This window comes from Ensifer sp. Root127, from assembly GCF_001425225.1.
Taxonomy (GTDB): domain Bacteria; phylum Pseudomonadota; class Alphaproteobacteria; order Rhizobiales; family Rhizobiaceae; genus Ensifer; species Ensifer canadensis.
Genome location: NZ_LMDX01000006.1, coordinates 13,577 through 39,517 on the forward strand (window position 1 = coordinate 13,577; position 25,941 = coordinate 39,517).

25 protein-coding genes are annotated in these 25,941 nt (G+C 62.5%); 12 read left to right on the forward strand and 13 right to left on the reverse strand.

Annotation, left to right across the window (positions count from 1 at the left end; translation table 11 throughout):
* Positions 1-241: 241 nt before the first annotated feature.
* Complete coding sequence (locus ASD03_RS09775) at positions 242-934, reverse strand: RraA family protein (protein WP_057213090.1); 693 nt, start codon at positions 932-934, stop codon at positions 242-244.
* Positions 931-2,136 carry a mannonate dehydratase gene (gene uxuA, locus ASD03_RS09780; RefSeq protein ID WP_057213198.1) on the reverse strand — a complete coding sequence of 402 codons (1,206 nt, stop codon included), beginning with the start codon at positions 2,134-2,136 and terminating at the stop codon, positions 931-933. The genes ASD03_RS09775 and uxuA overlap by 4 nt, the downstream gene beginning before the upstream one ends.
* Positions 2,137-2,341: 205 nt before the next feature.
* Between uxuA and ASD03_RS09785 the strand changes: the two genes are divergently transcribed.
* From ASD03_RS09785 to ASD03_RS09820, 8 genes are all read left to right on the forward strand, one after another.
* Positions 2,342-3,097 (forward strand): FadR/GntR family transcriptional regulator, encoded by a 756-nt coding sequence (locus ASD03_RS09785; protein WP_244494230.1) that lies wholly within the window; start codon positions 2,342-2,344, stop codon positions 3,095-3,097.
* Between the two features lie 95 nt (positions 3,098-3,192).
* Positions 3,193-4,158: a substrate-binding domain-containing protein gene (locus tag ASD03_RS09790; RefSeq protein ID WP_025429553.1), complete on the forward strand. Its 966-nt coding sequence runs from the start codon at positions 3,193-3,195 to the stop codon at positions 4,156-4,158.
* Between the two features lie 60 nt (positions 4,159-4,218).
* On the forward strand, positions 4,219-5,754 hold the full coding sequence (locus ASD03_RS09795; protein WP_057213092.1) for a sugar ABC transporter ATP-binding protein: 1,536 nt from the start codon (positions 4,219-4,221) through the stop codon (positions 5,752-5,754).
* Entirely contained in the window at positions 5,751-6,746 is a 996-nt protein-coding gene (locus ASD03_RS09800; RefSeq protein ID WP_057213094.1) for an ABC transporter permease, read from the forward strand. The genes ASD03_RS09795 and ASD03_RS09800 overlap by 4 nt, the downstream gene beginning before the upstream one ends.
* 17 nt (positions 6,747-6,763) lie before the next feature.
* Entirely contained in the window at positions 6,764-7,549 is a 786-nt protein-coding gene (locus ASD03_RS09805; RefSeq protein WP_057213096.1) for an SDR family oxidoreductase, read from the forward strand.
* Between the two features lie 20 nt (positions 7,550-7,569).
* Positions 7,570-8,688 (forward strand): mannonate dehydratase, encoded by a 1,119-nt coding sequence (locus tag ASD03_RS09810; protein WP_057213098.1) that lies wholly within the window; start codon positions 7,570-7,572, stop codon positions 8,686-8,688.
* A gap of 9 nt (positions 8,689-8,697) precedes the next feature.
* Positions 8,698-9,600: an SMP-30/gluconolactonase/LRE family protein gene (locus tag ASD03_RS09815; protein ID WP_057207643.1), complete on the forward strand. Its 903-nt coding sequence runs from the start codon at positions 8,698-8,700 to the stop codon at positions 9,598-9,600.
* Positions 9,597-10,616, forward strand: coding sequence for a hypothetical protein (locus ASD03_RS09820; RefSeq protein WP_057213100.1), 1,020 nt, complete (start codon positions 9,597-9,599; stop codon positions 10,614-10,616). Before ASD03_RS09815 ends, ASD03_RS09820 begins: the two co-directional genes overlap by 4 nt.
* Positions 10,617-10,698: 82 nt before the next feature.
* Here ASD03_RS09820 and ASD03_RS09825 read toward each other — a convergent pair whose 3' ends face one another.
* The gene (locus ASD03_RS09825) at positions 10,699-11,289 is read right to left on the reverse strand and encodes a 3'-5' exonuclease (protein ID WP_057207667.1); all 591 of its coding nucleotides are present in this window, start codon (positions 11,287-11,289) and stop codon (positions 10,699-10,701) included.
* Positions 11,290-11,571: 282 nt separating this feature from the next.
* Between ASD03_RS09825 and ASD03_RS39925 the strand changes: the two genes are divergently transcribed.
* On the forward strand, positions 11,572-11,733 hold the full coding sequence (locus ASD03_RS39925; RefSeq protein WP_164474919.1) for a hypothetical protein: 162 nt from the start codon (positions 11,572-11,574) through the stop codon (positions 11,731-11,733).
* A 496-nt stretch (positions 11,734-12,229) separates the two neighbouring features.
* Positions 12,230-12,361, forward strand: a complete 132-nt coding sequence (locus ASD03_RS41085; protein ID WP_272953725.1) for a hypothetical protein — start codon at positions 12,230-12,232, stop codon at positions 12,359-12,361.
* A 63-nt stretch (positions 12,362-12,424) separates the two neighbouring features.
* On the opposite strand, the gene ASD03_RS09830 is transcribed toward ASD03_RS41085, so the two are convergent.
* The 9 genes from ASD03_RS09830 to ASD03_RS09870 form a co-directional block, all read right to left on the reverse strand.
* Positions 12,425-13,210 (reverse strand): DUF899 domain-containing protein, encoded by a 786-nt coding sequence (locus tag ASD03_RS09830; RefSeq protein ID WP_057213202.1) that lies wholly within the window; start codon positions 13,208-13,210, stop codon positions 12,425-12,427.
* 174 nt (positions 13,211-13,384) lie between these two features.
* Entirely contained in the window at positions 13,385-14,170 is a 786-nt protein-coding gene (locus tag ASD03_RS09835) for a MurR/RpiR family transcriptional regulator (RefSeq protein ID WP_057207641.1), read from the reverse strand.
* Positions 14,171-14,229: 59 nt separating this feature from the next.
* A complete protein-coding gene (locus ASD03_RS09840) occupies positions 14,230-15,087 on the reverse strand; it encodes an inositol monophosphatase (protein WP_057213102.1) in 858 nt (285 codons plus the stop codon).
* Positions 15,084-16,193 (reverse strand): ABC transporter ATP-binding protein, encoded by a 1,110-nt coding sequence (locus ASD03_RS09845; protein WP_057213104.1) that lies wholly within the window; start codon positions 16,191-16,193, stop codon positions 15,084-15,086. The genes ASD03_RS09840 and ASD03_RS09845 overlap by 4 nt, the downstream gene beginning before the upstream one ends.
* Before the next feature lie 4 nt (positions 16,194-16,197).
* Positions 16,198-17,886 (reverse strand): iron ABC transporter permease, encoded by a 1,689-nt coding sequence (locus ASD03_RS09850; RefSeq protein ID WP_063997071.1) that lies wholly within the window; start codon positions 17,884-17,886, stop codon positions 16,198-16,200.
* Between the two features lie 20 nt (positions 17,887-17,906).
* Positions 17,907-18,923, reverse strand: a complete 1,017-nt coding sequence (locus ASD03_RS09855; protein WP_057213106.1) for an ABC transporter substrate-binding protein — start codon at positions 18,921-18,923, stop codon at positions 17,907-17,909.
* A gap of 236 nt (positions 18,924-19,159) precedes the next feature.
* Positions 19,160-19,933: a sulfite exporter TauE/SafE family protein gene (locus tag ASD03_RS09860; protein WP_025429540.1), complete on the reverse strand. Its 774-nt coding sequence runs from the start codon at positions 19,931-19,933 to the stop codon at positions 19,160-19,162.
* A gap of 97 nt (positions 19,934-20,030) precedes the next feature.
* On the reverse strand, positions 20,031-20,852 hold the full coding sequence (locus tag ASD03_RS09865) for an MBL fold metallo-hydrolase (protein WP_244494231.1): 822 nt from the start codon (positions 20,850-20,852) through the stop codon (positions 20,031-20,033).
* A gap of 60 nt (positions 20,853-20,912) precedes the next feature.
* Positions 20,913-22,394 carry an aminotransferase class V-fold PLP-dependent enzyme gene (locus ASD03_RS09870; RefSeq protein ID WP_057213110.1) on the reverse strand — a complete coding sequence of 494 codons (1,482 nt, stop codon included), beginning with the start codon at positions 22,392-22,394 and terminating at the stop codon, positions 20,913-20,915.
* A 108-nt stretch (positions 22,395-22,502) separates the two neighbouring features.
* On the opposite strand from ASD03_RS09870, the gene ASD03_RS09875 reads away from it, so the two are divergent.
* The gene (locus ASD03_RS09875) at positions 22,503-22,976 is read left to right on the forward strand and encodes an Lrp/AsnC family transcriptional regulator (protein ID WP_038577978.1); all 474 of its coding nucleotides are present in this window, start codon (positions 22,503-22,505) and stop codon (positions 22,974-22,976) included.
* A gap of 62 nt (positions 22,977-23,038) precedes the next feature.
* Here the strand turns inward: ASD03_RS09875 and ASD03_RS09880 are convergent, their stop codons facing one another.
* Positions 23,039-23,947 carry a LysR family transcriptional regulator gene (locus ASD03_RS09880; protein ID WP_057213112.1) on the reverse strand — a complete coding sequence of 303 codons (909 nt, stop codon included), beginning with the start codon at positions 23,945-23,947 and terminating at the stop codon, positions 23,039-23,041.
* Positions 23,948-24,057: 110 nt separating this feature from the next.
* Between ASD03_RS09880 and ilvD the strand changes: the two genes are divergently transcribed.
* The gene (ilvD, locus tag ASD03_RS09885) at positions 24,058-25,731 is read left to right on the forward strand and encodes a dihydroxy-acid dehydratase (protein WP_057213114.1); all 1,674 of its coding nucleotides are present in this window, start codon (positions 24,058-24,060) and stop codon (positions 25,729-25,731) included.
* The last annotated feature ends 210 nt before the right edge of the window (positions 25,732-25,941 follow it).

Below are 25,941 nucleotides of genomic sequence, written 5' to 3' on the forward strand. Positions count from 1 at the left end.
AAGGATCGCTGTTTTTCACGCTCAAGCGACGCCATGCGCTGCACCACCACGTGACGCCGGAGGGCAATTTCGGTGTGACCTCCGGCCTCCGGGAATGGGTGTTTGCAACCGACATCCAGCCGCGCCGTAATCCACGGCGCGCCCAACCCAACGGGCGTCACCTCGCAGAGAGATGGACGCGTTCGTGCCATAGATTTACCGCTCGTAAGGACGATGACGACGTCGTCCCGCCACTGAGCGGCTACATGACGCCGAAGCGTTCGAATGCCTCGACCGTGGACATGCCGGCCTCGATGGCAAGGCGAACCTTGTTTTCAGTTTCTGCCTTTTCGAACGCCAGCGCGATCGCTTCCCGTTCCGCCTCGCGCGGAATGACCAGAACGCCGTCGCGGTCGCCGAACAGCATGTCGCCGGGCCGAATGCGGATGCCGCCGATCTCGATCGGAACCGCATAGTCGACGACCTTGCCGCGCGGTCCCTGATCCTGAGCATAGGATCCGTAGCAGAAGGTCGGGAAATCGAGGGCGAGGATGCCGCTGCTGTCTCGGCAGTATCCGTCGCAGATCGCACCTGCGGCTTTCAGCTGAATCGCGCGTGTCGACATCAACTCGCCCCAGACAGCGTAGCGCGGCGAGGCGCCTGAACATACGTAGATTTCGTTGGGTTTCAGGCTGTCGAGCGCATGGAACATCAGGCCGAAGGGCTTGGAGCTGATCTCGGCGTGGCCGCCGGCTCCCGCGGTCGCAAAGAAATCCGCCTCAAGCACCGGCATGGCACGGCCGACTGTCACCATGTCGTCGCGCAGGGCCCGGATCTTCGGCGGCAGGAACTGATGCTGCAGCCCCATCGTATCAAGAATATCGCCGACAACGGCGGTGAAGAGCCGGCTTCGCATCGCCGCGAACAAGTCGGCATCGTCTTCAAAAGTCTTCATCGTGTCACCTGTTTGTTCCGTGCGGCCTCGACCGCTGAAATGCCGTGCATCACGCCGCGGATCTCGGCGAGCCCCTTCAGTCGGCCGATGAGCGAGTAGCCGGGATTGATCCGTTCCTTGCCGATGTCGTCGGCAAGCAGATGCCCATGGTCTGGACGAACGGGGATCTGCCAATCGTCGCGCCCCTCGGTACGCCGGCGCTCTTGCTCCTCGAGAAGGGCGAGAATGACGGCCGGAATATCGCTCGAGCCACCAAGATGGTCGGCTTCATGAAACGACCCGTCAGCTTCGCGCTGAACGTTGCGCAGATGGGCGAAATGGATGCGGGAGCCGAACTCACGCACCATGGCCGGCAGGTCGTTTTCGGCGCGGGTGCCGTAGGATCCGGTGCAGAAGGTCAGGCCATTGGCGGGACTGTCGGCGGCTGCCAGGATGCGGCGCGCGTCATCCGCAGTGGATACGATCCGCGGCAAGCCGTAGAGCGGGAAGGCCGGATCATCAGGATGAATGCAGAGCTTCACCCCGACCTCCTCGGCGACCGGCACGATCTCGCGCAGGAAGCGTGCGAGGTTTTTATGCAGGTCCTCGGCGCTGACGCCATCGTACTCCGCGAGCGCTCCAAGAAAGCCGGCGCGATCGAACTTGCGCTCGGACGCCGGCAAGCCGGTAATCAGATTGCGTTCGATCCGGTCGACCTTTGCAGCATCCATTGTTGCAAAGCGAGCTTGTGCCGTGTCGATCTGGGCGGGCGAATAGCTCTGCTCGACGCGCGGCCGTTTCAGCACAAAGAGATCGTAGGCGGCGAAATCGATAGCATCGAAGCGCAGCGCATATCCGCCGGTCGGCAGCGGATGCATGAGTTCAGTGCGGGTCCAGTCAACCACCGGCATGAAATTGTAGCAGACCGTGCCAATGCCGCAGCGCGCCAGCGCGCGCATCGTGTCCTTGTACCAGCCGATGTAGCGTGCGCTGTCTGACGATGCCAGCTTGATCGAATTGTGCACCGGAATGCTCTCGACCACGCTCCAGCGCAGACCCGCAGCCTCGATCAAGCCCTTGTGCTTCAGGATCTGATCGTCTGACCAGGGCGAGCCGTCATAGACGTGATGAAGCGCTGAGACGATGCCTGTCGCCCCTGCCTGCCTGATGTGGCTGAGCGGCACCGGGTCATCCGGGCCATACCAGCGAAAGCACTCTTCCATCGGCCTCATCTCTTAAACTCCTGCGATCTCGGGATGATCTCTATTGTTGGACCAGATAATGCATTAAGGGTCGGCGTGGGCGCAAATTCAAGCGAAAATACGCTTACATCGTCGTTTTTCTGAAAGGATGGCGAAAATTCTGACGCTACCCTTGACTTATCATTCAATCTGGACCAACAAATAGAACCGCACACAGGAGGAGAGCGTGGCGCACAATTTGGCAAAACCGGAGCATTCGACAGGTGTCGAGCCAGCTGAGGTCGGCAAGACGTCGGCGGTCGACAGGCTCGTCGAACAGATCAGGGATCTGATTGCCGAACGCGGCCTCGGGATTGGCGATGCGCTGCCGACCGAGCGCGATCTTGGTGAGCAGTTTCAGGCCGGACGGAATACGGTTCGCGAGGCGCTGCAGGTGCTGCGCGCCTATGGCCTCGTCGAAACGCGGCCCAAAGTCGGTGCCGTCATCAGCGGTGGTCATGGCGAGGCGATCCGCCGGCTTTTTGCCTTTCACAACGGCATATCGCCCGATTCCTTCCGCGATCTTCAGGGTTTCCGCCGCATCATCGAGACCGGCGTCGGCGACCACATCATTCTTCATGCAAGCGAAGCCGACCTCGACAGGCTGGAGGCGGCCAATGCTCGCATCCGGACGGCTGAGAGCGTCGAGGAAGCGGCCCGCTACGATTACGAATTCCACGAGGCCATCGTCGAACTGTCAGGCAACAGGACAACCCTTGCTGCCTACCGGATGATGCGCACCGTCATCGAGGAAGTCATGCGCCTCGGCAAGGCGGAGCGGCCGGTCCAGTCGGCGACCTACGAGGCCCATGCCGAAATCATCGGCGCGCTGAGGGCGCGCGACCGAATTGCCTATGCCTATCTCATGAGCCGCCATCTCGAATTCGGCCTCAAATTCGTCGGCGCGCCGACCAGTGGACAGTCCGCCGCGACCAAGACTTGAGGCTGCGACGGCATCGTGTTCCGCATTCAGTCAGAACCGGCCCCTTAGCCCGCGGGCCGGCAACACGATCAAGGGCATAGGGGAGGAGACCCGTTATGATCAAAACAAAACGCCACGTCCTGACGCTCGCAACACTTCTGGTGAGTGTCAGCTTCGCGCCGAGCGCGGTTCTTGCCGACGGCAAGGCCATCGCCGGCATCGTCTTCCAGCAGGACCAGTATTTCCGCGGCATTCAGATCGGGATGGAGAAGGCGGCGGAAGCCGCCGGCGACGAACTTCTCGCCGGAAACAGCGACAGCAAGCTCGAAAAGGAAGCGCAGCTGATCGACACCTATATCGCCCGCGGCGTCAACTCGATCGTGGTCGCGCCGCTGTCGGCCGACGCGTCGGTTCCCGCGCTCAAGAAGGCACGCGATGCCGGCATCACCGTGGTCACCTACGGCACGTCTGCCAATGGTGACGTTGCCCAGGCGACGGTGACCAGTTCGGACCGCGATATCGGCATCGGCACCGGCGAGGCGGCCGCCCCGTTTCTGAAAACCCTCGGGAATGGCGAGAAGGTCAAGATCGGTACGCTCGCCTTCAAGGCGCTCCTGCCGGAACAGTCGAACGCTCGTGTCGACGGCTTCCTTCACGTGGTGTCCTCTCAGGTCGAGATCGTCGCGCAGCAGGATGCCTGGCTCGCCGAGAAGGCCTTGGCTGTTGCCAGCGACATGCTGACCGCCAATCCGGATATCAAGGTGATCTATGCCGCCAACGAAGGCGGCACGATCGGCGCGGTCCAGGCGGTGAAGAAGGCCGGGCTTGAGGGCAAAGTGTTCGTCTTCGGCACCGATGGCTCCGAGCAGCTCGCCAACATGCTTCTCGACAAGGACAACGTGCTCCAGGCAACGACGGCGCAGCAGCCTCTAGAGGTCGGCAAGCAGGCGATCGAGGCAGCGCAGAAACTGCTCGAAGGCAAGACGTTCGAGACCAAGGTCAATGTTCCCGTCCTTCCCTTGACGCGCGCGAATGCCGACGGGGTCGCCGCCTACAAGGAAGGCCTGAAGGCTCTGAAGTAAGGTTGCGTGGCAGGGCCACTCGGCCCTGCCACCATTTTCTGCGCCAACCGGGAACCACCGATGACCTACTCTCAGCCCCGGACAGATACCGCCCAAGGGCGGCTCGAGTTCCGATCCGTCACAAAGCGTTACGGCCCGACGGTTGCCCTGTCGGAGTTTACCCATGATTTTACCCCAGGGCGCGTTCATGCCCTGATGGGAAAGAACGGCTCCGGCAAATCGACCCTGATCAAGCTTCTTGCCGGCGTGACCGAGCCCACCTCCGGCACGATCAGCGTCAACGGAAGAGACCAGAGCTTTACTTCGCCGCACGACGCGTTTGATGCCGGCATTGTCACGGTGCACCAGGAACTCTCGCTGGTTCCCGAACTGTCCGTCGGCGAGAACATTTTTCTCGGTCGCCTGCCGCACACCAGGCGCGCGGGCTTGCGTGTCGTCGATTGGAAGGGTTTGCACAAGCGCGCGACCGAGCTTCTGTCCGACATGGGGCTCTCGATCGATTCCCGCCAGCCGGTCTCGGGCCTCAGCGTCGGGCAACAGCAGGTCGTCGAGATCGTCAAGGCGATGTCCTTCAACCCATCGATCCTGCTGCTCGACGAACCGACATCGGCGCTCGCCTCGAAAGAGGTCAAGCAGCTTTTCGCGCTGATCGAGCGATTGCGGGCACGCGGCGTGACGATGATCTACATCACGCACCGCATGAGCGAGCTTTTCGAGATCGCCGACACCTGCACCGTCATTCGCGACGGCCACTATATCGGTGCCGTCGAGATGTCCGTGACCTCGCCCGCCGAGATCGTCGGCATGATGTTTGGCGACGCCGCCCGCACGAAACGGCCGCCGCGCCAGGTGATCGACAGGCTCAAGCCGCTGCTCGAAGTGCGCGGCCTGACCCGTGCAGGACACTTCAACGACGTCTCCTTCGACCTTTATCGCGGCGAGATTCTCGGGATCGCTGGCCTGCTAGGCTCGGGCAGGACCGAGTTGATGCGCGCGATCTTCGGCGCCGACCGGACAGACGCCGGCACGGTGCACCTTGCCGGGCAATCGATGACGGGCGCCACGCCGCGCCAGATGCGCGCCGCCGGTCTTGGCTATACGCCGGAGAACCGCAAGGAGGTCGGTCTCGTGCAATCGCTGCCGACGGCCGACAATCTCTGCATGGCAAGTCTCGGCCCCATTGCGCGAAACGGACTGATCTCCCGTCGCCGCGAACAGCCACATGTCGATCGGCAGATCGCCGATTTGCATATCAAGTGCGGCGATCCGGAATTGCCGGTGTCTTCCCTGTCGGGCGGCAACCAGCAGAAGGTGGTGATCGGCAAGTGGCTGAACAGGGCTCCCTCGGTGATGTTCTTCGATGAGCCGAGCCGCGGCGTCGACGTCCAGGCCAAGCGACAGATCTTCGACATCATCTGGCAAAAAGCCTCGGACGGCCTGGCAAGCATCTTCGTTTCGACCGAACTCGAGGAGGTCCTCGAAGTGGCAGACCGCATTCTCGTGATGCACCACGGTAATGTGGTGGCGGAGGTGGATCCCACTAGGACCGATCTTACCCAACTCTACGGCCTATGCATGGAAGGGGCCTCCCAATGACACTTGTCAGCCAACAAACAGCTGAAGGCGGCGGACAGAACGTCTCGCTGCGTCTCCTCAAGACCTATCCGATGGAGATTATCCTCGCGGGTCTGGTCCTGTTCCTCATCCTGATGGCGCCGGGCTTTGCCTCGACCGCCAATATCCTCAACGTGCTGCGAACCGTGGCGATGCTGGGGATCATCGCCTTCGGCATGACGGCCGTGATCATTTCGGGCGAGATCGATCTTTCTGTTGGCGCCGGGGTCGCACTGGCGGGATGCATCGTTGCCTGGTTCGCCGACGCCTACACGGACGCAATCGGCGGCTGGAACGCCGTTATCCTCGGCTTTGCCGTCGCGCTTACCGTCGGCTTTTCGCTTGGTTACCTCACCGGCCGCTTCCGGCAGTGGTTCAACGTCCCGACTTTCATTACCACGCTCGCTTTGTTTGCCGCCCTTCGCGGTGTTGCGAACCTCATCACCGGTGGATTTCCGCTGTCGACGTTTCCGACCGGCTTCGATTTCCTCGGTGGCGGCTACCTCTTCGGCATTCCCTTCCCGGTCTATATTTTCGTGCTCACCTTCGCGGCCATGCACTTCCTGATGAAATACACCAGCTTCGGCCGCGAGGTTTATGCCGTCGGTGGCAACATGGAGGCGGCTCGGCTCTCGGGTATCGACATCTGGAAGGTCAAGGCGCTGACGCTCGGCCTCACCGGCGCACTGACGGCGATTTCGGGCACGCTGATCGCCTCGCAGATCGGAGCCGGTACCGGCACGACCGCCACCGGCATGGAGCTTGACGTAATTGCGGCCGTCATCATCGGCGGCACCTCGCTGTTCGGCGGCAAGGGCCGCATTTGGGGAACCCTGATCGGGGTGCTGTTTCTCGGCTGCATCTCCAACGGCATGACCCTGATGAACGTCAGCGAGTACTGGCAGTACGTCGTGCGTGGCGGGATCATCCTTGGCGCCGTGCTTCTCAATCAAGTCCTGGAACGTGTGCGTTAGGGAGTTCGGAGCCGATCATGACTGAATTTGCAGGAAAAGTGGCGCTGGTTACCGGAACCTCCGGTATCGGGCTGGCATCGGCCATAAGGCTTGCCACGGCCGGCGCCAAGGTCTTGGCTTGCGGCAACGATGCCGCGGCCAACCAGACGTTCGACCGGATCGCACAGGAGCGTGGCCTGGCAATGGCCTCACGATTGGTCGATGTGTCGGTCGAGGCAGATGTGGCGGCTGCCGTCGCGGCGGTTGTGTCGCGCGATGGTGGTCTTGATATCGTCGTCAACGCCGCCGCCGTTCATCCCTTCGGCACCGTGCTCGACACCAGCTTCGAGACTTGGAACCGGTGCTTGTCCGTCAATGTCGGTTCGATCTACCTGACGGGGCGCTTCGCCATCCCCGAGATGACCAAGCGCGGCGGTGGGGCGATCGTCAACATTTCCTCGGTCCAGGGCCATAGCTGTCAGCAGAATGTCGCCGCCTATGTCGCCACCAAGGGCGCCATCCATGCGCTGACCCGCGCGATGGCGCTCGATCATGCCGACCTCAAGGTGCGGGTGAATTCAGTCAGCCCCGGTTCCGTCCGCACTCCGCTCCTGTCGCTGGCCGCGCGCACCTATGGCGGCGAGGGCGTCAGCGAGGAGGAAGCCTTCGCCCGCTTCGGCGCCGCCCATCCGATTGGCCGCATCGGCGAGCCGGAGGAAGTCGCGGACCTCGTCGCCTATCTCGCATCCGATCGTGCCGGTTTTATCACCGGATCGGACTTCCGCATCGACGGCGGGCTCACCGCCGGCATCGGCGTGAAATAATCGCACAGGGAAAGAACAAGATGAAAATCGGCCTTGGCCTCTATCGTGAACAGCTCACGCCCGACAACTACCGCTTCGCGCTCCAGTCCGGCGCAACCCACATCGTCGCGCATCTGACCAACTATTTCGCCGGCAAGGATCCGAAGATCGACAGCGGCGACAATGGTGGATGGGGCGATTGCTCCACCGACCGCATTTGGACCTATGAGGAGCTGTCGGCTCTGGTTCGGGACGTGCGGGCAGGCGGGCTCGAACTTGCCGCCATCGAGAATTTTTCGCCGCGCTTCTGGCACGACATCCTGCTCGACGGACCGGAGCGCGATGCGCAGATCGACGCGCTGAAGCAACTGATCCGCGATGCCGGGCGCGCAGGCGTTCCCTGCATCGGCTACAATTTCTCGCTCGCCGGCGTCTATGGCTGGACCCGTGGCCCCTATGCGCGCGGCGGTGCTGAATCCGTCGGCTTCGGCGTCGAAGATGCGCCGGGCGCCGTGCCCGATCCGGACGCGCCCATCCCCGACGGCATGGTCTGGAACATGCGGTATCGCCGCGCCGTGCCCGGCGCCAAACCGGTATCGGTCAGCAACGCCGAGATCTGGGATCGCCTCTCGCGTTTTCTGAAGGATGTGGTTCCGGTCGCCGAGGAAGCCGGTGTCATGCTCGGTGCTCATCCCGACGATCCGCCGGCCGAGGCGCTGCGTGGCACGGCCCGGCTCGTCAACCGGCCGGAAAAGTACGATCGGTTGATGTCGATCGTCGATTCCCCGTCGAACGGGCTGGAGTTGTGCCTGGGCTCGCTTCAGGAAATGCCCGGCGGCGATATCTACGAACATGTCCGCCGTTTCGCGCGATCAGGGCGCATCGGCTACATCCACTTCCGCAATGTGAAGGGCAAGATGCCGCGCTACGTCGAAACCTTCGTCGACGAAGGCGATATCGACATGGCCGAAATCGTGCGCATCCTGCGCGATGAAAACTATCAGGGCGTGATGATCCCCGACCATACGCCGGCAATGACCTGTGCTGCCTCTTGGCATGCGGGCAAGGCCTTTGCGCTTGGGTACATGCGCGCGTTGGTGCAGAACGCCCATGCCCTCGGACCGTCGCGGTCGCTTGTCCACGATCTCGCGGCTGAATAGGAGGCGCGGATGGTGAGGTCGGTTACCTGTGTTGCCCCGGTCGGCGACAAATGCGGCGAGGGCGCCGTCTGGTCGGCATCCGAGCAGGCGCTCTACTGGAGCGACGTCAATCGATTTCTCGTCCATCGGTATGATGAGGCGAGCGGTTCGGTCCGCTTTTGGATATTCGACGAGCCGGTGGTGGCGGTCTCCCTCACCGACGAGCCAGGGCGGTTGCTTCTGGCGCTAGCCTCAAAACTCGTCTGGTGGTGGCCGGAAACCGACCGGCGCGAGGATCACGGCTTCCGCTTGCCCGGATATCCGCGCGTGCGCCTGAACGACGGTCGTCCCGACCCGGCGGGAAACTTCTGGGTCGGGTCGATGAAGAACAATGTTCTGCCCGACGGCGAGCTTGGCGAGACGGCAGAAGGCGAGGGCATCCTCTACCGCATCGCGCCTGATGGAACGGTGAGCGAGTGGCGGCATGGGCTCGGCATCTCCAACACGCTTTGCTGGAGTCCCGATGGCAGCACCTTCTATTTCGGTGATACGCTCGCCAACGAGATCTACGCCTTCGATTACGCAATAGCGGACTGTTCGATCTCGAACGAACGGACATTCCTTGCTGACTTCTCCCGCGGTTCACCTGACGGCTCGGCGATCGATAGCGATGGCTATCTCTGGAACTGCCGTTTCGGCGGCGGCTGCATCGCGCGCATATCGCCTGAGGGTTCCGTGGCGGAGATCATCGAAATGCCGGTCACCAATATCACGACCTGCACCTTCGGCGGTGCCGACCTGAAGACGCTCTATGTCACGACGGCCAGTATCCTCTCAAAGCCCGGGGAACGGCTCGCCGGCAGCCTTTATGCCCTGACGGTCGACACCCCCGGACTGGCGGAGAACCGTTTTGGCGGGGCGGCATCGAGATGACTGAGACGACAAGGCGCGGCCTGGCCTGGGCGCATGGATGCCTGGCGGTGCAATCCCTGGGCGGCATGCTGGGGCCGGTCACTTTCCTTTTGCCTGATGGACGACAGGTAAGCCCGCTGCATGTCGCACCCTGGGGTTCGGATCCCGACAGAACGACGCTGCCGCCGATCCTGCAGGAATTGCGCGGCGAATGGCCCTGCGTGCCCTTCGGCAGCGACGGCTCGCGCCCGCTGCCGAAAGGCTGGTCGGACGCTGGCGAGACCTTCGCTGGAGCGGATGTGCCGCACGGCCACGGCTCGAACGCACATTGGAGTTGGGGCGACTGCGACGAGCGGCAGATCGTCCTGACGTGCAGCTATCCGGACGGCCATCCCGTGCGCCAATTGCGCCGGCGCATCGTGCCGGACCCGCGGGCCGCCGCCGTCGACATCACGCTCGAGATCGAGGTGCGGCGACCCTGCAGGCTGCCGATCGGCCTGCACCCCACCTTCCGCCTGTCACCCCGGCCCGGATCGGTCAGGCTCGAGCCCGGAGCCTATGGCGAGGTTCGCAGTTTTCCCGGCGACGTGGAGCCGGTGGCGACGCTGTTTGCGCCGGGCGGACGATGGTCGAAGCTTGAGAGCGTCGACGCCCGCGATGGCGCCACCATCGATGCGGCGTCCGTTCCGCTTGACCAGAATGCCGAGGAACTGCTGCAGCTGGTCGGCATCGATGGCGCGATCGCCTTGCACTACCGTGACGAGGGGTTTCGTGCCCGCCTTGAATGGCAGAAAGAGCATTTCCCAAGCCTGTTGCTCTGGTACAGCAATCGCGGCCGGAAGGCCTATCCATGGGATGGGAAACATCTCGCCCTTGGCGTTGAGCCGGTTTGCTCGGCCTTCGATTTCGGCCCGGCGGTCTCGTCAGCCGACAACCCCTTGGCATCGCCAGCCGCGCCCACGTCACTGCCCTTCTATCCCGATCAGCCGTTCGTCACGCGCTACCGGATCTCGGTCGAGGCCGCACCCATGGGGTGAAGCCATCATGGGGTGAAGCCATATCTCGCGGGCGATCTGGTGTATCGGGCTGAACCACTCCGGGCATGCCTGCCCAGCGGGCTTATTTTTTCCGGCAGGTGCAAGGGTCGTAGCCGTTGGCAAACAGCCGTCCGGCCCGCATGCCGATCATGGTCGGAATGTCGCGGACCTGCGAAATGCCCAGAGACCCGGCAATCGCAATCGCTGCCTCGGCACAGATCGCCGCGTCCTCGGCAGCGTTGTGATGTGCGAAGGTCAAGCCGAGATGACCGGCCAGGATGTTTAACTTGTGCGATCCGAGATGCGGCCAGACCTTTTGCGCCATCTTCACCGAGCAGAGATAGGACAGTTCCGGATAATCCTGCCGGTAGAGATCGAGACAGGAGCGCCAGACGCTGAAGTCGAAGGCCGCATTGTGGGCGATCATGGTGGCGCCGCGAAAGTCGTCGGCGAATTCGTCCATGACTTCGGGAAACTCGCCTGCGTCCTCCACATGCTCCGGGCGGATGCCGTGGATTGCGATGTTGAAGGAGGAGAAGCGCATGGTCTTCGGACGGATGAGCCGCTCCTCGATCCGCACGACCCGGCCATCCTCGACCCAGGCCAGACCGACCGAACAGGCGCTGCCGCGCTGCTCGTTGGCGGTTTCGAAATCAATGGCGATGGTCTTCAACGTGGTGTCCCGACTGGTCTTGCGCGGCAAGGGTAAAGCCCTACAGCATCCTTCGCGCGCCCTTTGCACGCAGGAAGTATGCTGTAGCGGTGTGCGGGCGATTCGGCAAAGAGTGCAAAGGGTTCCGGTCAGTCGACCTGGCGCTCGCGACAGCTGTGATCCTGCGCGAATACCACTTGCGTTTCCCGTCAGCGTAGGAGAATCTCCGGATCAGGACAAAACAGGCTTAGGTCGCTGCCGGATACCCCAGGCTGCAACGGCAGCCCCCAAGTGGAGAAAACCATGCCCACCAGATTTCTTACGGCGATTGCAGTCACGGCGCTTCTGGCGATCTCAGGATGCGCGACCAGTGGCTCCGGCAACACGACCTACGCGCAATCACAAGGGGTCGACCCCGATATCGATCCTACCGGCACCGGCGATGAAACCATGGACGCCGACTAGCCGGCTACTACCGCATGTTTCGTTAAATCGTATTCGCTTTAAGGATAAAAACATGGAACAATTCAAAGTCCTACAGCGACCTTTGCACGTTTAAAAAGACGCGCGGCGCTGCAGAATGTCTCCAGTTTAGACTGAGTGGCAGAAACGCTCTACCTCCTTGTTCTTAGACGTTCCTGTCTAAGAGCCGCTTCGCACTTTTTCCTGGAAGTGCTGTAGCACCCTACCTTGTCCGCTTCCCTTCGCCCGTTTCTCGTGGAGGGGGCGGGCGAGTATCGATGCCGCAATGCTTGTCCAGGCCTGAAGAGAGCGCTCCGCTGCAGGGCATGCCGATGAGGCCGGCCGTTCCGCGCCGGGAAATAGCAAATTCTAAACATCCCCCGAACAGGTGCAGAACGGTTCGGGTGCGGAACATGTCCTACGGTCGCTGCCTAACCAATTGGGAGAGGAACATTTCTCTCGTCTCGATTTCCCCACATTGAAGGCTTGATGTAAGGCGATGGACAAAACCGGTATCGCCTTCCTCATCCTTATCTGCGTGCTCGTCGCAATCGCGCTGAGCATTCTCGCCATCAGGCCGGGCGCCGACGTCGCTCCGCCCCCGAGCCCGACAATCGTTCCCAGCAATTAGCGAAACGAAGGCGACGCCCCACGACCCTTGCCGCCAGTTTCGCCTTGTCTACGATGCTAAAGCTCAAGGCTTGTTGCCCGCCTGTCGGTCGCGGAACGCCGCTTCGCCCGCGTCCGACACTTCGACCCATTTCTTGTCGGGCGCGGCATCTGCGACGTAACTGTCGTTCCAGTTCCACCACTTGTAGGTTGGCGTCTGCGGATAGCCTTGCGGTGAATCCTCCCAGACCTCCTGCCGGCCCAACGGTGTGATGTCGAGGTAGTTCCAGGTGCTCCCCATCTGTTCGTCGCCGCGGTTGTTGATGAAGTAGGTGCGGAACACGCGCTCGCCGTCGCGATAGAACACGTTGGTACCGTGCCATTCGGCCACGCCGAAGTCGGCATCGAAATCGTCGGTGATGGTGAACCACGGTATCTCCCAGCCCATGCGCGCCTTGAGCCGCGCGATGTCCGCCTGCGGCGCGCGCGAAACGAAGACGAGCGTGGTGTCGCGGGCGTTGAGGTGGGCGACGTGGGCAACCTGGTCGGCGACCATGGAGCAACCTCTGCAGCCATGATCGGGCCAGCCGAACACGCCCGGTTCGAAGAAGGCGCGATAGACGATCAACTGGCGCCGGCCGGCAAACAGGTCGGTCAGGCTGGCTCTGCCCGCAGGGCCGTCGAAGGCATAGGCCTTTTCAACGGCCATCCATGGCATTCGCCGACGCTCGGCGGCCAGTGCGTCGCGGGCGCGGGTCTGGGCTTTCTCCTTCACCAGCAGTTGCTGGCGGGCTTCTTCCCAGGCTTGTGGAGATACGACCGGTGGTGTCTGCATGGCGGGGTGTCCGCCTTTTTCCGCTGATGTCGTCATGGCGCTTGAAACCTCCTCGTTGGCACGGGCGACTTCGCCCAAGATTGTGCGCTGTTGCTCAGGAGGTAGTTTCGCACCGAAGCCGAAACGATGGGAGTAACAAGTATGACGGCATTCCGGTCGCCGTCGTGCCGGGCATCACGACGGCGACCGGAGCGCCTCACCCGGCGCGGTTCAATCGGCCTTGTCGAGTTCAGGTGCCAGCAGCGCAAAGAGCACATCCAGCATCACATACATCGGCGCGCGGCCGGTGGGCACGATGAGGGGGCCCGCGGATGTGCGATAGGCATTGAGATTGATGTTTTCGTCAGCAAGCGAGGCGACGATGGAGCCGCCGGGAGAGATGGCGACGACGCGGGCGCCCGACTTCTTGGCGATCTCGATGTTGGAAATCAGGTAGCTCGTGCGGCCTGAGAAGGAGAGGACGAACAGCACATCTGAGGGGGAGAGGCGCGCAGCCGAGACCATCTGCAAGGTCGGATCGGAATAGGCGACGCTCGCGATCCCGAGAGAGGCCATGCGATGCTGCGCTTCGCCTGCCAGAAAGCCGGATCCACCATAGCCATAGACGTCGATCCGGCGCGCCTTCGCCAGAAGGTCCACGGCGCGACGCAGGGAATCGAGGTCGAGGTCATGCCGCGCCTCGCGCAAGGCTTCTGCTGCGCGGTTGAATATGTCGTCCACCATACCGGAGAATGGATCGGTCCCGCTTTCGGCCACGGCTGCCGTGGACTGGCGAACGGCAAGCTGCTGGGCGAGCTTCAGACGGAAATCCGGAAAGCCATCGCAATCGAGCCTGCGGCAGAAGCGGATGATCGACGGCTCGCTGACCTTGGCGACGCGCGCCGCATCCGTTATCGACCAGGTGATCGCCGTGCTCGGCGTGTCGAGGATCGCTTCCGCGATCCTGCGCTCGGCGGGCGTGAACTGGGACAGGGATTGCCTGATCAGATCCAGCATGGGACCCATCGTATTGGCAGCTTGAGTGCACGTGTCATAAAGCGTCTTTCGCAATTGGACTACAACTTGCCATCTGCCATCAGCTTCGACAGGCAGGACGATTGATAGTCAAAACCGGCCTGCGCGACAACGAGCCTTTTCACCGCTCCAAGCGCTTGTTCGCTCGGCTCGATACGCTGCCCGTTTGCGTCTTGAGCGATAATCTGGCCGGAGGCTGCGGCAACCAGCTGAAGGCCGGCTGCAATGTCCCAGGCGCTGAACTTGGACTCATAGGCGATGGCGACCCGCCCGACCGCTACATAGGCGAGGTGGAGCGCGCAGGAACCCAGCCGCCGAACGGCGCGAAACGAGGTGACGAGATCGGCATAGGCCTCGAGTGCCGCCAGATCGGGCCGCTCGCCCTCATAGGGGGCGTTGCTCAGCAGTTCGACGTGACGGTCGCTACTTGCGCGCGAGAAGGGCGAGACGATGTCGCCGTTCAGCGTCAGACGCCCGGCATTCGCCATGAACAGCTCTTCCCGCATCGGATCGTAGACGATACCGCAGACCGGCTCACCGGCATGGTAGGCGGCGATCGAGACACAGAAGAACGGCAGGCCGGAAGCGAAATTGCTGGTGCCGTCGATCGGGTCGATGATCCAGGTCGTCTCGCTTTCACCTTGCCAGCCGCTTTCCTCGCCGAGGATGCGCGATTGCGGCAGACGCGACCAGATGATGTCGCAGGCCGCCGCCTCCGCCGCCTTGTCGCAGGCCGTCACGATGTCGAAGAAGCCTGCCTTCTGCTCGGTCTGCAGGTTCTCGGGGCTTGCTTCGATGAAGCCCTTGCGCGCCACGGCACCTGCTGCAAGCGCGGCCTCCCTGGCAACGCTTACGATCGTCTCGTGGAGATCGCGGAGGATGGGTTGATTGATGGTCATGCAGCTTTTCCCAATTCGGCGGCTTCATTGTTCGGCAGGATCCAGACCGGCCGAGTGTCGACCGACAGGCCCAGCATCTGGCCGACTTCGGCCACGCCCGTGCGGTAATAATTGCTGTCGAGGAAGACGCATTCCTGGCCGCCCTCCAGATCGGTCAGGTATTCGACATATGCGCCCTGGAACACCACGCGGCGCACCTTTGCCTGCGTCGCGCCCTTGGCGTCGACACGGATATGTTCCGGTCGCACGACGCAGCGCACCTGTTCGCCCGGCTTGAAGGCACGGTTGCCGCGCGGCAGCGTGAAGGCGACCGTGGAGGCAATGCGGATCGACACCGTGGATTCATCCGTCGTTTCGACGCTGCCTATCAGGATGTTTGCTTTTCCCATGAATTCGGCGACGAAGCCGGTGCCGGGACGCGAATAGACGTTGAGCGGGGTGTCGTCCTGTTCGATGACGCCGTTGCGCATCACCACGACCCGGTCCGAAATCGCCATGGCCTCGCTCTGGTCGTGGGTGACGTAGAGGCTGGTGATGCCGAGGCGAAGCTGGATGGCGCGCAATTCGTCGCGCATGCGTTCGCGAAGCTGCGCGTCGAGGTTGGAGAGCGGTTCGTCGAACAACAGCACTTTCGGCTGGGTCACGACGGCACGCGCAAGCGCCACGCGCTGCTGCTGGCCGCCCGAGAGACGTGACGGCGAGCGGTCGGCGTAGGTTTCGAGCGCCATCGTCGCAAGAACGGAGGAGACGCGATCCTTCATCTCATGCCGCGGCAGGTTGAGAAGACGCACGCCGTATTCGACGTTTTCGCGTACCGTCATATGCGGGAAGAGGGCGTAGCTCTGGAACACCATGCCGACATTGCGCGCGTTGACGGGGACATTGGTGACGTCGCGTCCGCCGATGGTGATGGTGCCCTCCGAGGGCGTCTCGAAACCGGCAAGCGTGCGAAGAGTCGTCGTCTTGCCGCAGCCCGAGGGGCCGAGCAACGTCACCAGCGTACCTTCTTCGATGACGAGGTTGAGACGGTCGACCGCAAGGCCCGCGGCCGTACCGGAAGCACCGGGGAAACGCTTGGAAATATTGGAGAAGATGACTTTCGACATGGGATTACCTCTTGGGCGATGTCGACGACAGGAGAAGCTGCATGAGCGCCAGGATGGCGAGCACGACGAAGACGAGGATGCTGCAGTAAGCCGCTGCGACGCCGATCTTGAGCGTTTCCACCTGCGACAGGATCGTGACCGTGATCAGCGTCCAGTTGGCCGAAACCAGGAAGATCACCGCGCTCAGTGTCGTCAGCGACCGCGTGAAGGCATAGGAAAGTGACGTGAACAGCGCCGGCTTGAGCAGTGGCAACGTGATCTGGAAGAAGGTCCGCGTATTGGACGCGCCGAGCGTCATCGAGGCTTCCTCGATCGACTTGTCGATCTGGCGAAGCTGGTTCGAGCCTGCCTCGATACCGACCTGAAGGTTCTTCACCACCATGGCGGCAACCACGATGAAGGCGGTTCCTGTCAGGAGCAGCGGCGGCGCGTTGAAGGTGCTGACATAGCCGATACCGAGGATGGTGCCCGGTGCGGCGAAGGAAAGGAGCGTGCCCCAGCGCAGCAGGAAGCTGCCGGGAAACGCCTTCCTGACCAGCAGATAGGCGATCAGCATGCCTGCAATGGCCGTCACAGGCGTGGCGACGCCGGCCAGCAGCAAGGAGTTGGCGAGCGTCTGGAAGCCAGCGGTGAACACCGTTGCGTAGTGGTCGGTCGTCAGCGTGTTGTCGATGCCCGGCAGGCGGGTGAAGGAGACGTAGATGACCGTCAGATAGAACAGCAGGATGGCAAAGACGATAGCGTAGCAGAGGATCGAAAGCGGCAGCACCACGGCCATGCCGGAAATGCGGATCGTCTGAGCCGTCGGCTTTCCGGTTACGGTCACGTAGCTTCGCTTGCTGACCCAGTAGCGGTGGATAAGGAAGGCTGTGATCGAGGGAACCAGCATGAGGCTTGCGAGCAGCGCGCCGGAATGCAGGTCGAAGTAGCCGACCATCTGCGAATAGGCTTCGACCGCGAGTGTGTTGAAGTTGCCGCCGATCAGCATCGGGTTGCCGAAATCCTCGACCGATTTGACGAAGACCAGCAATCCCGAGCTCAGGATCGCCGGCGTGACGAGCGGCAGCGTCACCCGTGAAAAGGTGATCCAGCGTGAGGCGCCGAGCGTGGCGGAAGCATCTTCAAGCGCGCTGTCGATCGATTGCAGCATGCTGCGGATGTTGAGATAGGCGATCGGCGTGAAGGCGAGCGACTGGATCAGAACCAGACTGTGAAAGCCGTAGACGTTTGCGTTGCGTATGCCGAGCAGTTCGCGGGTGATGAGGCCCGAGCGCCCGAACAGGATCACCACGGCGAGCGCCATGACGAAGGGTGGAGAGATGATCGGCAGCAGCGCCACGCCGTGCACGAAGGTCTTGCCGGGCATGGTCGTGCGTGTTGCCGAGAAGGCAAGCACGAAGCCGATCACGGTGGCGATCACTGCTGAAGTCGCGCCGAGCAGCAGCGTGTTGAACAACGATTCCCAGACAAAGGATTTCGACAGGACGTCGGCGAGGGCGGCGAGATCGAAGCCGCGGTCGGTGATCACAGCCTGCTTCAGAACGGTGAAGATCGGCAAGGCGGCGAAGACGAGCACCGAGAGCGTGACGACGGCGAAAATGCCGAACAGCCAGGGATCGACGACGATCTTGCGCAGGAAGGCCGGCGATGCCCCCGTCCGCCCGGACGGGGTCGCTTGCGAGACGAGGGTCATGGCGGGGCTCCTTGCCGGCGTTACTTGGCGTCAGCCTTGTGGCGCACGTCGTTTTCATAGCGCTCCAGGAGGCGAGCGCGATTTTCGCCGGCCCAGCTGAAGTTGTAGTCGATCATCTTCACGTTGGAGAGGTCGATCTTGGCTTCAGGATTCTTGTAGCCCGGCACGATCGGCCCGCGGAACGTTGCGCCGATGGCGGCCTGGCCCTTCTCGGTGAGCACCCAGTCGAGGAAGCTGGCGGCGGCCTTCGACTGCTCCTCGGATGCGTTGGCGATTGCCGCTGCCGCATTCACCTCGAAGCCGGTGCCCTCTTCGGGAAACGCGTAGCCGACGGGATAACCCTGCGCGAGTGCGGCCTCGATATCCTGAGTATAGGCCATGGCAAGCGCGATCTCGTTGTTGGCGACCATGCGGGATGGCGCGACGCCGGAGCGCGTGTACTGAACCACGTTTTCGTCGATCTTCTTCATCAGCTCGAAGGCCGGCTCCTCGCCGAAAAGCTGGACCATCGAGGCAAGAGCCACGTAGGCCGTTCCCGAGGATGCGGGGTGGGCAAGGGCGACGCTCTGCTTGAAGGCCGGGTCGGCAAAGGATTTCCAGCTTGTCGGCGGCTTGGCGCCGGTCTCGTCGAGAACCGCCTGGCTGTAGGCAAAGACGATCGGCGAGATCGAGATGGGGGTCCAGCGGCCTTCCTTGTCGGTGTAGCGCTGGTCTACCTTGTCGATGCCGGCGTTCTTGTGCGGCGCGAGCAGGCCCTCGTTGGCGGCCTGGATAAAGTTGTCGGCCGCACCTGCCAGCCACAGCCCAGCCTGGGGATTGCTCTTTTCCGCGCGGATGCGGGCGAGGATTTCGCCGGCGCCGATGCGCACGAACGGTGCTTCGATGCCGCTATCGTCCTTGAATGCCTTCAGCACGGAGGCGCAATCGTCTTCCGACATCGGGCAATAGACGGTCATTCCGGCAGCATAGGCACTGCCGGTCGAGAAAACTGAGCGTAGGGAGACAAGCGCTGAAGCCAGCGCGAAACGGCGTGACATATTGATTTCCTCCAGACGATCGCATCGGCCTCTCCCGAGAACCCTGCCTGGGCCTTCGTGGTCTCACTCGCCGTGCGTCCTCATCGTGATAATGAACAAATCTACATATGTCAAAAGAAATGTAGATTAGCTACATTTGTGGCCGAACATGAAGCCGAGGATAGAGAATTTCCGGCAAACAGGTTGTTCGGTCCGCGTGTCGTCGAAGAGCCATACGCGCCGCGCCGACGGCCCTATCACCATGCGTAGAACGCCAGACCAATGGCGACGGCGAAGGTGAGGGCTGCAAACAACAGGTTCAGCGTCGATTGGTACTTGCTGAAACTGTGGGCGGCGCGACAGCCCGTAAGCGCGCCAAGGGCTCCGCCGCCGATGAAGGAGAGAGCGAGTGGCCAGTCGACCAGACCGGAGAAGGTGTAGCTTGCCCCGGTTGTAAGGCCGAAAGCGGTAATGGCAACCAGCGACGTGGCGATTGCGTTGATCGTCGGCATGCCGGTTGAAACCATCAGGCCCGGAACGATCAGGAACCCGCCGCCGATCCCGAAGAAGCCTGAGATGATGCCGGTTCCGGCGCCAAAGGAGAGCACCTTCGGTGCGTTTCTTGGTGTGCAGCTCGACGCCGGATCGCCAACCATGTGGCGCCGCCGCAACATGGTCACGCTGACGACGGCCATCAGTGCCGCGAACAACAGCAAGAGCCGCTGGCCATCCAGCGCCTTGCCGAGTGCTGCGCCGATCCAGGCGCCGCCGATGCCGGTGACGCAGTACATTGCCGCGCAGCGCCATTTCACCGTCCCGTGCCGCGCATGCATTGCCAGTCCCGAAAGCGCATTGGCTGCGACTGCGACGGCGCTCGTGCCGATCGCCACGTGCACGTTGCTCACCCCGACGACTTGGACGAGGAGGGGCACGGCGAGAATGGAGCCGCCGCCGCCGAACAGTCCGAGGCTGAAGCCGACGAGACCGCCACTCAAGGCTGCCAGAATGTATTGGACGAGGTCTAGCGTCATCATTCGGCGCCGGGCTGGGGGGCGAACGCTGTCGCCCGAGATGCACCGAAGCCGGAAGATGGCCGGGACACGGAACGTGCCCGCGAACGGGGCGCCGTCAGGACCATGCGGCACCTTGCAGGGCGTCGATGGGGAATTTCAGGTAGCGCCGGCCGTTTTCCTCCGGCTCCGGAAGCCGGCCGCCGTTGATATTGACCTGCAGGGCATGGAGGATGAGCTTGGGCATCGGCAGCGTTCGGTCCCGTCCCTCGCGGAACGCGACGAACTCGCTTTCGCAGACATAGCGTGTCAAATGGATGTTGTCCGCCTTCTGCAGTGCAACAGTGCTTTCCCAGCGCGGTTCGCGTCCACCAGGCTGATAGTCATGGCCGACGAAGATACGGGTATCGTCCGGCAGGGCCATGATGTCGCGGATGCTCGCCCACAGCGCGTTGGCGCTGCCGCCGGGGAAATCGGTGCGCGCGGTTCCGCTGTCCGGCATGAACACCGTGTCGTGCACGAAGGCAGCGTCCCCGATGAGGTAAGTGATCGATGCCAGCGTGTGTCCCGGCGAAAACATCACCCCGGCCTCGAGACTGCCGATCCGAAACGTATCGCCACGATCAAACAGCCGGTCCCATTGCGATCCGTCCGTTTTCAGGCCTGGCCAATTGTAGATGTCGGCCCATAATTTCTGGACCTTGACGATCTGCGTGCCGATGGCCGTGGGCGCGCCGGTTTTGGCCTTCAGATAGGCGGCGGCGGAAAAGTGGTCGGCATGCGGATGGGTATCCAGGATCCACTGGACGTCCAGGTCCTGCGCTCGCGCGAAGTCGAGCAGCCGGTCGGCATTGCCTGTCGCTATCGCGCCGGATTTCTCGTCGAAGTCGAGCACCGGATCGATGATCGCACAGGCCCGCGTTTTCGGGTCGCTGACCACATATTGTACGGACCAGGTTCGCGGGTCGAAGAAAGCCGCAATGTCAGGCCTCGCCATGCCTCAGGCCTCCGCTGCAAGCGCTGCACGCGGGAAGAAGATGGCGCGCGCCGGGTCGAAATCGTAGTGTTGCTCGTAGCTGGCTGCGTCGGCGGCGAGCTTGGCGACGGCGTCGAGGATGAACGCCACCTCTTCGTCGGCGAGCAGGACGCTGAAGTTCAACCGGACAAAACCCGGCTTCAGCATTTCCTGTCCGGCAAGGATGGCGTCGCGCAGGCGTTGCGATTCCTCGTCATCGATGCCGAGCAGCCGGTGCACATAGGGACCGGCACAGGCGCAGCCACCGCGCGCCTGAATGCCGAAGCGATCGCTGAGCATGCGGGTGACGAGCTGCTGGTGGACATGGCCGCCCTTGCCGTCCTTGACGCGGAAGGAAAAGATCGGCAGCCGCTGTGGCCCGAGAGGACCGAGCAAATCCAGCCGCTCGATGCCTTGCCATGCGGCGATAGCGCGACGGGTCAGCTCGGCGTTTCTGGCCTGCATTGCCTCGGCACCGATCGCTTCCTTGACGAGGAAAGCGAGTGCGGCGCGGATATCGCCGACGACGTTCGGCGTGCCGGCCTCCTCGCGCGCTTCCAGGCTTTGGCTATAGTCATGGCCGGTGGGCGAAACGAACTTGACGGTGCCGCCGCCGGGCCAGGATGGCTTGGCGGTGACGGCCGCGTCACGCCGCAGGATCAGAATGCCTGACGTGCCGGGACCACCGATGAACTTGTGCGGCGAGATGACCACGGCGTCGATCGCGGCAGCGCCGTCGGGCGACATGTCGATCGGCAGGTAGGGCCCAGCACCGGCATAGTCCCACACCATCTTTGCGCCTGCCGCCTTCGCGATCCGGGTGACGGCCGCAACATCGGTGACGATGCCCGTGACGTTGGAGGCGGCGGAGAAGGCGCAGACGACGAGATCGGCCGGTTGCTTCAGCGCGTCGTCGAGTGCGACGAGATCCGGCCCGCCGGCAGGGCACTCGGCGATCTCGACCACCTCGGCGCCGCTTTCGCGCCAGGGCAGGATATTGGAGTGGTGCTCATAGGGCCCGATCAGGATGCGCACGCGCCGACCGGTGGCGACCGCCTCGGTAACACCCAGCAGGCTCACCAGCCGATTGATGCCGGCGGTGGCGCCGGAGCCGGCGAAAATGACGGCATGCTCAGGTCCGGCGCCGCAGCAGGCGGCGATCACAGCGCGCGCATCGCGGCGGAGCCTGGTCATCGAGCCGCCGCAGTAGGACGCCTCGGTGTGGCTGTTGGCATAATAGGGCAGGACCTGTTCGAGGATGAAATGCTCGATCTGCATCAATGCCCGGCCCGATGCGACATAGTCGGCATAGACGAGGTTCTTGACGCCGAAGGGACCGTCGATCTTTGCAGTCTTGCCGACGAGCCCAGCCCGCAGGTCAGCGATTGCGTTGTCGCCGGCGAGGCTTTCCCGAAATGCTTCGAGCGGGCCGGTAAGATAGGGCTGGCGTGGGCACGGCGTCGTCATCGTTTCCTCCCGGAGTCGGACAGACGATAAGTCTAATCGATCGGTTGCATGCAAACTTCATCATTCTTATGCTTCTGCGAGTCAAAATCGGGTCATGTGATCGCTGAAATGGAAAAGATTGACGAAATTGATATGCGGATCCTGTCCTGCCTGCAAAAGGACGGCACGATTTCGCAGCGTGATCTGGCCGACCGAGTCGGACTGTCGCAGAACGCCTGCTGGCGGCGCCTGCAACGGTTGAACGCCAGCGGGCTTGTGCTTGGTACCCATGCCGCAATCGACGTCGCAGCGCTCGGCTTCGACCTTACCGTGTTCGTGATGATCCGCACCCGCCATCATTCCAAGGAATGGGCCGACAACTTCCGCAAGCATGTCGAGCGTCTGCCGGAGGTGACGGACCTCTACCGGATCGGCGGCGACTGGGACTATCTGATCAAGGTGGTGACGCGTGGCATGGCTGGCTATGACGCCTTCTACCAGAAGCTCATCACCGATTTCGACCTGATGACGGTCACCGGCTTCTTTTCGATGGAAACCATCATCAGCAACCGCATGCCCGACCTGCGCGGCCTGATGCGGTAGCGTGCAGTTGATGTTCCAGGGATGCCGTTGCGCTGCGCGCCCTACCAGCCGACAACGCGCGGTCACCTGTTATCGGCCGGTACCGCCGCGGCAAGGAAGGTGTCGAGTGCCGGATTCTGGTCCGAACTGCGCCACGCAAGGCCGGTTTCCACCTCCGGTACGCTGCCGGCCAGCGGCAGATAGGTTGCCCCGCGCCGCTGAAGATTGGTCATCGATTGCGGCACCAGCGCCACCCCCAGCCCGGATGCGACCAGACCGACGATCGTCTGCATCTGGATGGCTTCCTGATAGGCGGTGAACGCCAGCCCATGTTCGGCGAAATATCCCGAGACGATATCGTGAAAAGCCGGTGCCGCCCGCCGTGGAAAAACGATGAATGGCGCCTTGAAGAAGTCGGCTGGCTCCAGGATTTTTCCAGCAAACCCCTTTCGTCCTTCGTTGATCCAGGCCGTCGGCACCGCGGCAACCAGCGGTTCCCGCAGCAAAGCCTGGTAGGAAAGGGCAGGATGAAGCGACGCTTGGCTGGGGGCAATGATCAGCCCGACATCGATTTCTTCGTCGAGCAACGCCTCGATTTGGATATCGCTGGTGGCTTCGCGCATCGTCAGTTCCACATGCGGATAGGCCGCGCGATAGCGGCTGACCATGTCGGGCAGAACGCTATAGTCGGCTGTGCTGACGAAGGACAAACGCAGGTGGCCGATCTCGCCGCGTGACAGCCTTTTTGCGGTGTCGGCAAGGCCGTTCGCCCCGTCAAGCACCTGGCGGACATGGGCGAGCCATTGCCTGCCGACGGATGTCAGTTCCACGTTCCGCTTGGTGCGCTTGAACAGCTGTACCTTCAGCTCCCCCTCCAGTGCCTGTATCGATTGGCTGAGCGGCGGCTGGGTCATGTTGAGGCGAGCGGCCGCATGGCCGAAATGCAGCTCTTCGGCGACGGCGACGAATTGGCGAAGTTGCCTCAAATCCATGATGCATTCCGATTGATATGTTCTACGACTTATTTGTGCGAAAAAAGTATATTTCACAGGCCTGCTGAACGCCAGTAAACTCGACCTTGAATGAACCGAGGGAGCAAATCATGGCCTACAACGAGCGCTCGAAACACATCACGCAAGGTGTCGCGCGATCCCCCAACCGGGCGATGTATTATGCGCTCGGCTACGAGAAAGCCGATTTCGACAAACCGATGATCGGTATTGCCAACGGTCATTCGACGATCACGCCCTGCAATGCCGGGCTGCAGCCGTTGGCCGACGCCGCTGTCGCTGCCATCAAGGCTGCCGGTGCAAATCCGCAGATCTTCGGCACGCCGACGATTTCCGACGGCATGTCGATGGGCACCGAAGGCATGAAATATTCGCTCGTGTCCCGCGAGGTCATCGCCGACTGCGTCGAAACCTCGGTGCAGGGGCAGTGGATGGATGGCGTGCTCGTGCTCGGCGGCTGCGACAAGAACATGCCGGGCGGCATGATCGGCATCCTCCGCGCCAATGTTCCGGCGATCTATGTCTATGGCGGCACGATCAAGCCTGGCCACTGGAAGGGGCAGAGCCTTTCGATCGTCTCCGCCTTCGAAGCCGTCGGCGCCTTCATGGCGGGCAAGATGAGCCAAGAGGATTTCGACGGCATCGAACGCAATGCCTGTCCGTCGACCGGCTCCTGCGGCGGCATGTACACCGCCAACACGATGAGTTCGTCCTTCGAGGCGCTCGGCATGTCGCTTCTCTATTCCTCCAACATGGCCAATCCCGACCGGGAGAAGACGGACAGTGCCGCTCAGTCGGCTCAAGTCCTGGTCGAAGCGGTCAAGAAGGGCATCAAGCCCAGGGACATCGTCACGCGCAAGTCGATCGAAAATGCCGTTGCCTTGATCATGGCGACGGGCGGATCGACCAATGCCGTGCTGCACTACCTCGCCATCGCGCATGCGGCAGAGGTCGAGTGGACACTCGACGACTTCGAACGCGTTCGCTGCAACGTGCCCGTCCTCTGCGACCTCAAACCGTCGGGTAGATACATGGCCGTCGACCTGCACCGGGCGGGCGGCGTGCCGCAGGTGTTGAAGATCCTTTTGAATGCCGGCCTTCTGCACGGCGACTGCCTGACGATCACCGGCAGGACGATCGGTGAGGAACTTGCAGATGTTCCGGACCAGCCCCGCTCAGACCAGGAGGTTATCCGGCCCTATGAAAGACCGCTCTATCGCGAGGGGCATCTCGCCGTGTTGAAGGGAAATCTTGCCGAAGGCGGTGCTGTCGCCAAGATCAGCGGGTTGAAGAGCCCTGTCATGAGCGGCCCTGCGCGTGTGTTCGAGGACGAACAATCGGCAATGGACGCCATATTGTCGGACAGGATCAGGCCCGGCGACATCCTGGTGTTGCGATATCTCGGGCCGAAAGGTGGCCCGGGAATGCCGGAGATGCTCGCACCGACCTCGGCGATCATCGGCAGGGGCCTTGGCGACAGCGTCGGTCTCATCACCGACGGCCGCTTCTCGGGCGGAACCTGGGGCATGGTCGTCGGCCACGTCACGCCGGAGGCCTTCGAAGGCGGCACGATTGCGCTGGTGGAGGAGGGCGACCGGATCGTCATCGATGCCCATCGGCAGTTGCTGGAACTCGAAGTGGATCCGGAAGAGCTGGCAAGAAGGCGCACCCAGTGGCGGCAGCCGGAACCGCGCTACAAACGCGGTGTGCTGGCAAAGTTTGCCGCACTGGCCCGCCCGGCCAATGAAGGGGCGGTCACTGGCTGAGTGGCACCTCGGGCGGCAGGGTCGTCGCTGAGGCGTGCCGGGTTCTCCAATTCCCCATTCTGTGGTTTCGACAGTCTGAAGAGAGGCATAGGCGTTTCAGGCCGATGCCCTCATCGAAAGAGCAACGCCGCCTGGCCGCGACTTTCAGACACCAGCCTTTTGCGCCCAGCCAACGCCCGCAGGCGCTGCCGACCCTGCTTGTTAAAAACA

Coding starts and splice junctions, on each gene's coding strand:
- ASD03_RS09775 (WP_057213090.1), bottom strand. CDS start 934: ATGAAGACTTTTGAAGACGATGCCGACTTGTTCGCGGCGATGCGAAGC.
- ASD03_RS09815 (WP_057207643.1), top strand. CDS start 8,698: ATGGTGAGGTCGGTTACCTGTGTTGCCCCGGTCGGCGACAAATGCGGC.
- ASD03_RS09860 (WP_025429540.1), bottom strand. CDS start 19,933: ATGACGCTAGACCTCGTCCAATACATTCTGGCAGCCTTGAGTGGCGGT.
- ASD03_RS09850 (WP_063997071.1), bottom strand. CDS start 17,886: ATGACCCTCGTCTCGCAAGCGACCCCGTCCGGGCGGACGGGGGCATCG.
- ASD03_RS39925 (WP_164474919.1), top strand. CDS start 11,572: ATGCCCACCAGATTTCTTACGGCGATTGCAGTCACGGCGCTTCTGGCG.
- ASD03_RS09835 (WP_057207641.1), bottom strand. CDS start 14,170: ATGCTGGATCTGATCAGGCAATCCCTGTCCCAGTTCACGCCCGCCGAG.
- ASD03_RS09840 (WP_057213102.1), bottom strand. CDS start 15,087: ATGACCATCAATCAACCCATCCTCCGCGATCTCCACGAGACGATCGTA.
- ASD03_RS09800 (WP_057213094.1), top strand. CDS start 5,751: ATGACACTTGTCAGCCAACAAACAGCTGAAGGCGGCGGACAGAACGTC.
- ASD03_RS09845 (WP_057213104.1), bottom strand. CDS start 16,193: ATGTCGAAAGTCATCTTCTCCAATATTTCCAAGCGTTTCCCCGGTGCT.
- ASD03_RS09830 (WP_057213202.1), bottom strand. CDS start 13,210: ATGACGACATCAGCGGAAAAAGGCGGACACCCCGCCATGCAGACACCA.
- ilvD (WP_057213114.1), top strand. CDS start 24,058: ATGGCCTACAACGAGCGCTCGAAACACATCACGCAAGGTGTCGCGCGA.
- ASD03_RS09810 (WP_057213098.1), top strand. CDS start 7,570: ATGAAAATCGGCCTTGGCCTCTATCGTGAACAGCTCACGCCCGACAAC.
- uxuA (WP_057213198.1), bottom strand. CDS start 2,136: ATGGAAGAGTGCTTTCGCTGGTATGGCCCGGATGACCCGGTGCCGCTC.
- ASD03_RS09820 (WP_057213100.1), top strand. CDS start 9,597: ATGACTGAGACGACAAGGCGCGGCCTGGCCTGGGCGCATGGATGCCTG.
- ASD03_RS09790 (WP_025429553.1), top strand. CDS start 3,193: ATGATCAAAACAAAACGCCACGTCCTGACGCTCGCAACACTTCTGGTG.
- ASD03_RS09875 (WP_038577978.1), top strand. CDS start 22,503: ATGGAAAAGATTGACGAAATTGATATGCGGATCCTGTCCTGCCTGCAA.
- ASD03_RS09855 (WP_057213106.1), bottom strand. CDS start 18,923: ATGTCACGCCGTTTCGCGCTGGCTTCAGCGCTTGTCTCCCTACGCTCA.
- ASD03_RS09870 (WP_057213110.1), bottom strand. CDS start 22,394: ATGACGACGCCGTGCCCACGCCAGCCCTATCTTACCGGCCCGCTCGAA.
- ASD03_RS09880 (WP_057213112.1), bottom strand. CDS start 23,947: ATGGATTTGAGGCAACTTCGCCAATTCGTCGCCGTCGCCGAAGAGCTG.
- ASD03_RS41085 (WP_272953725.1), top strand. CDS start 12,230: ATGGACAAAACCGGTATCGCCTTCCTCATCCTTATCTGCGTGCTCGTC.
- ASD03_RS09805 (WP_057213096.1), top strand. CDS start 6,764: ATGACTGAATTTGCAGGAAAAGTGGCGCTGGTTACCGGAACCTCCGGT.
- ASD03_RS09795 (WP_057213092.1), top strand. CDS start 4,219: ATGACCTACTCTCAGCCCCGGACAGATACCGCCCAAGGGCGGCTCGAG.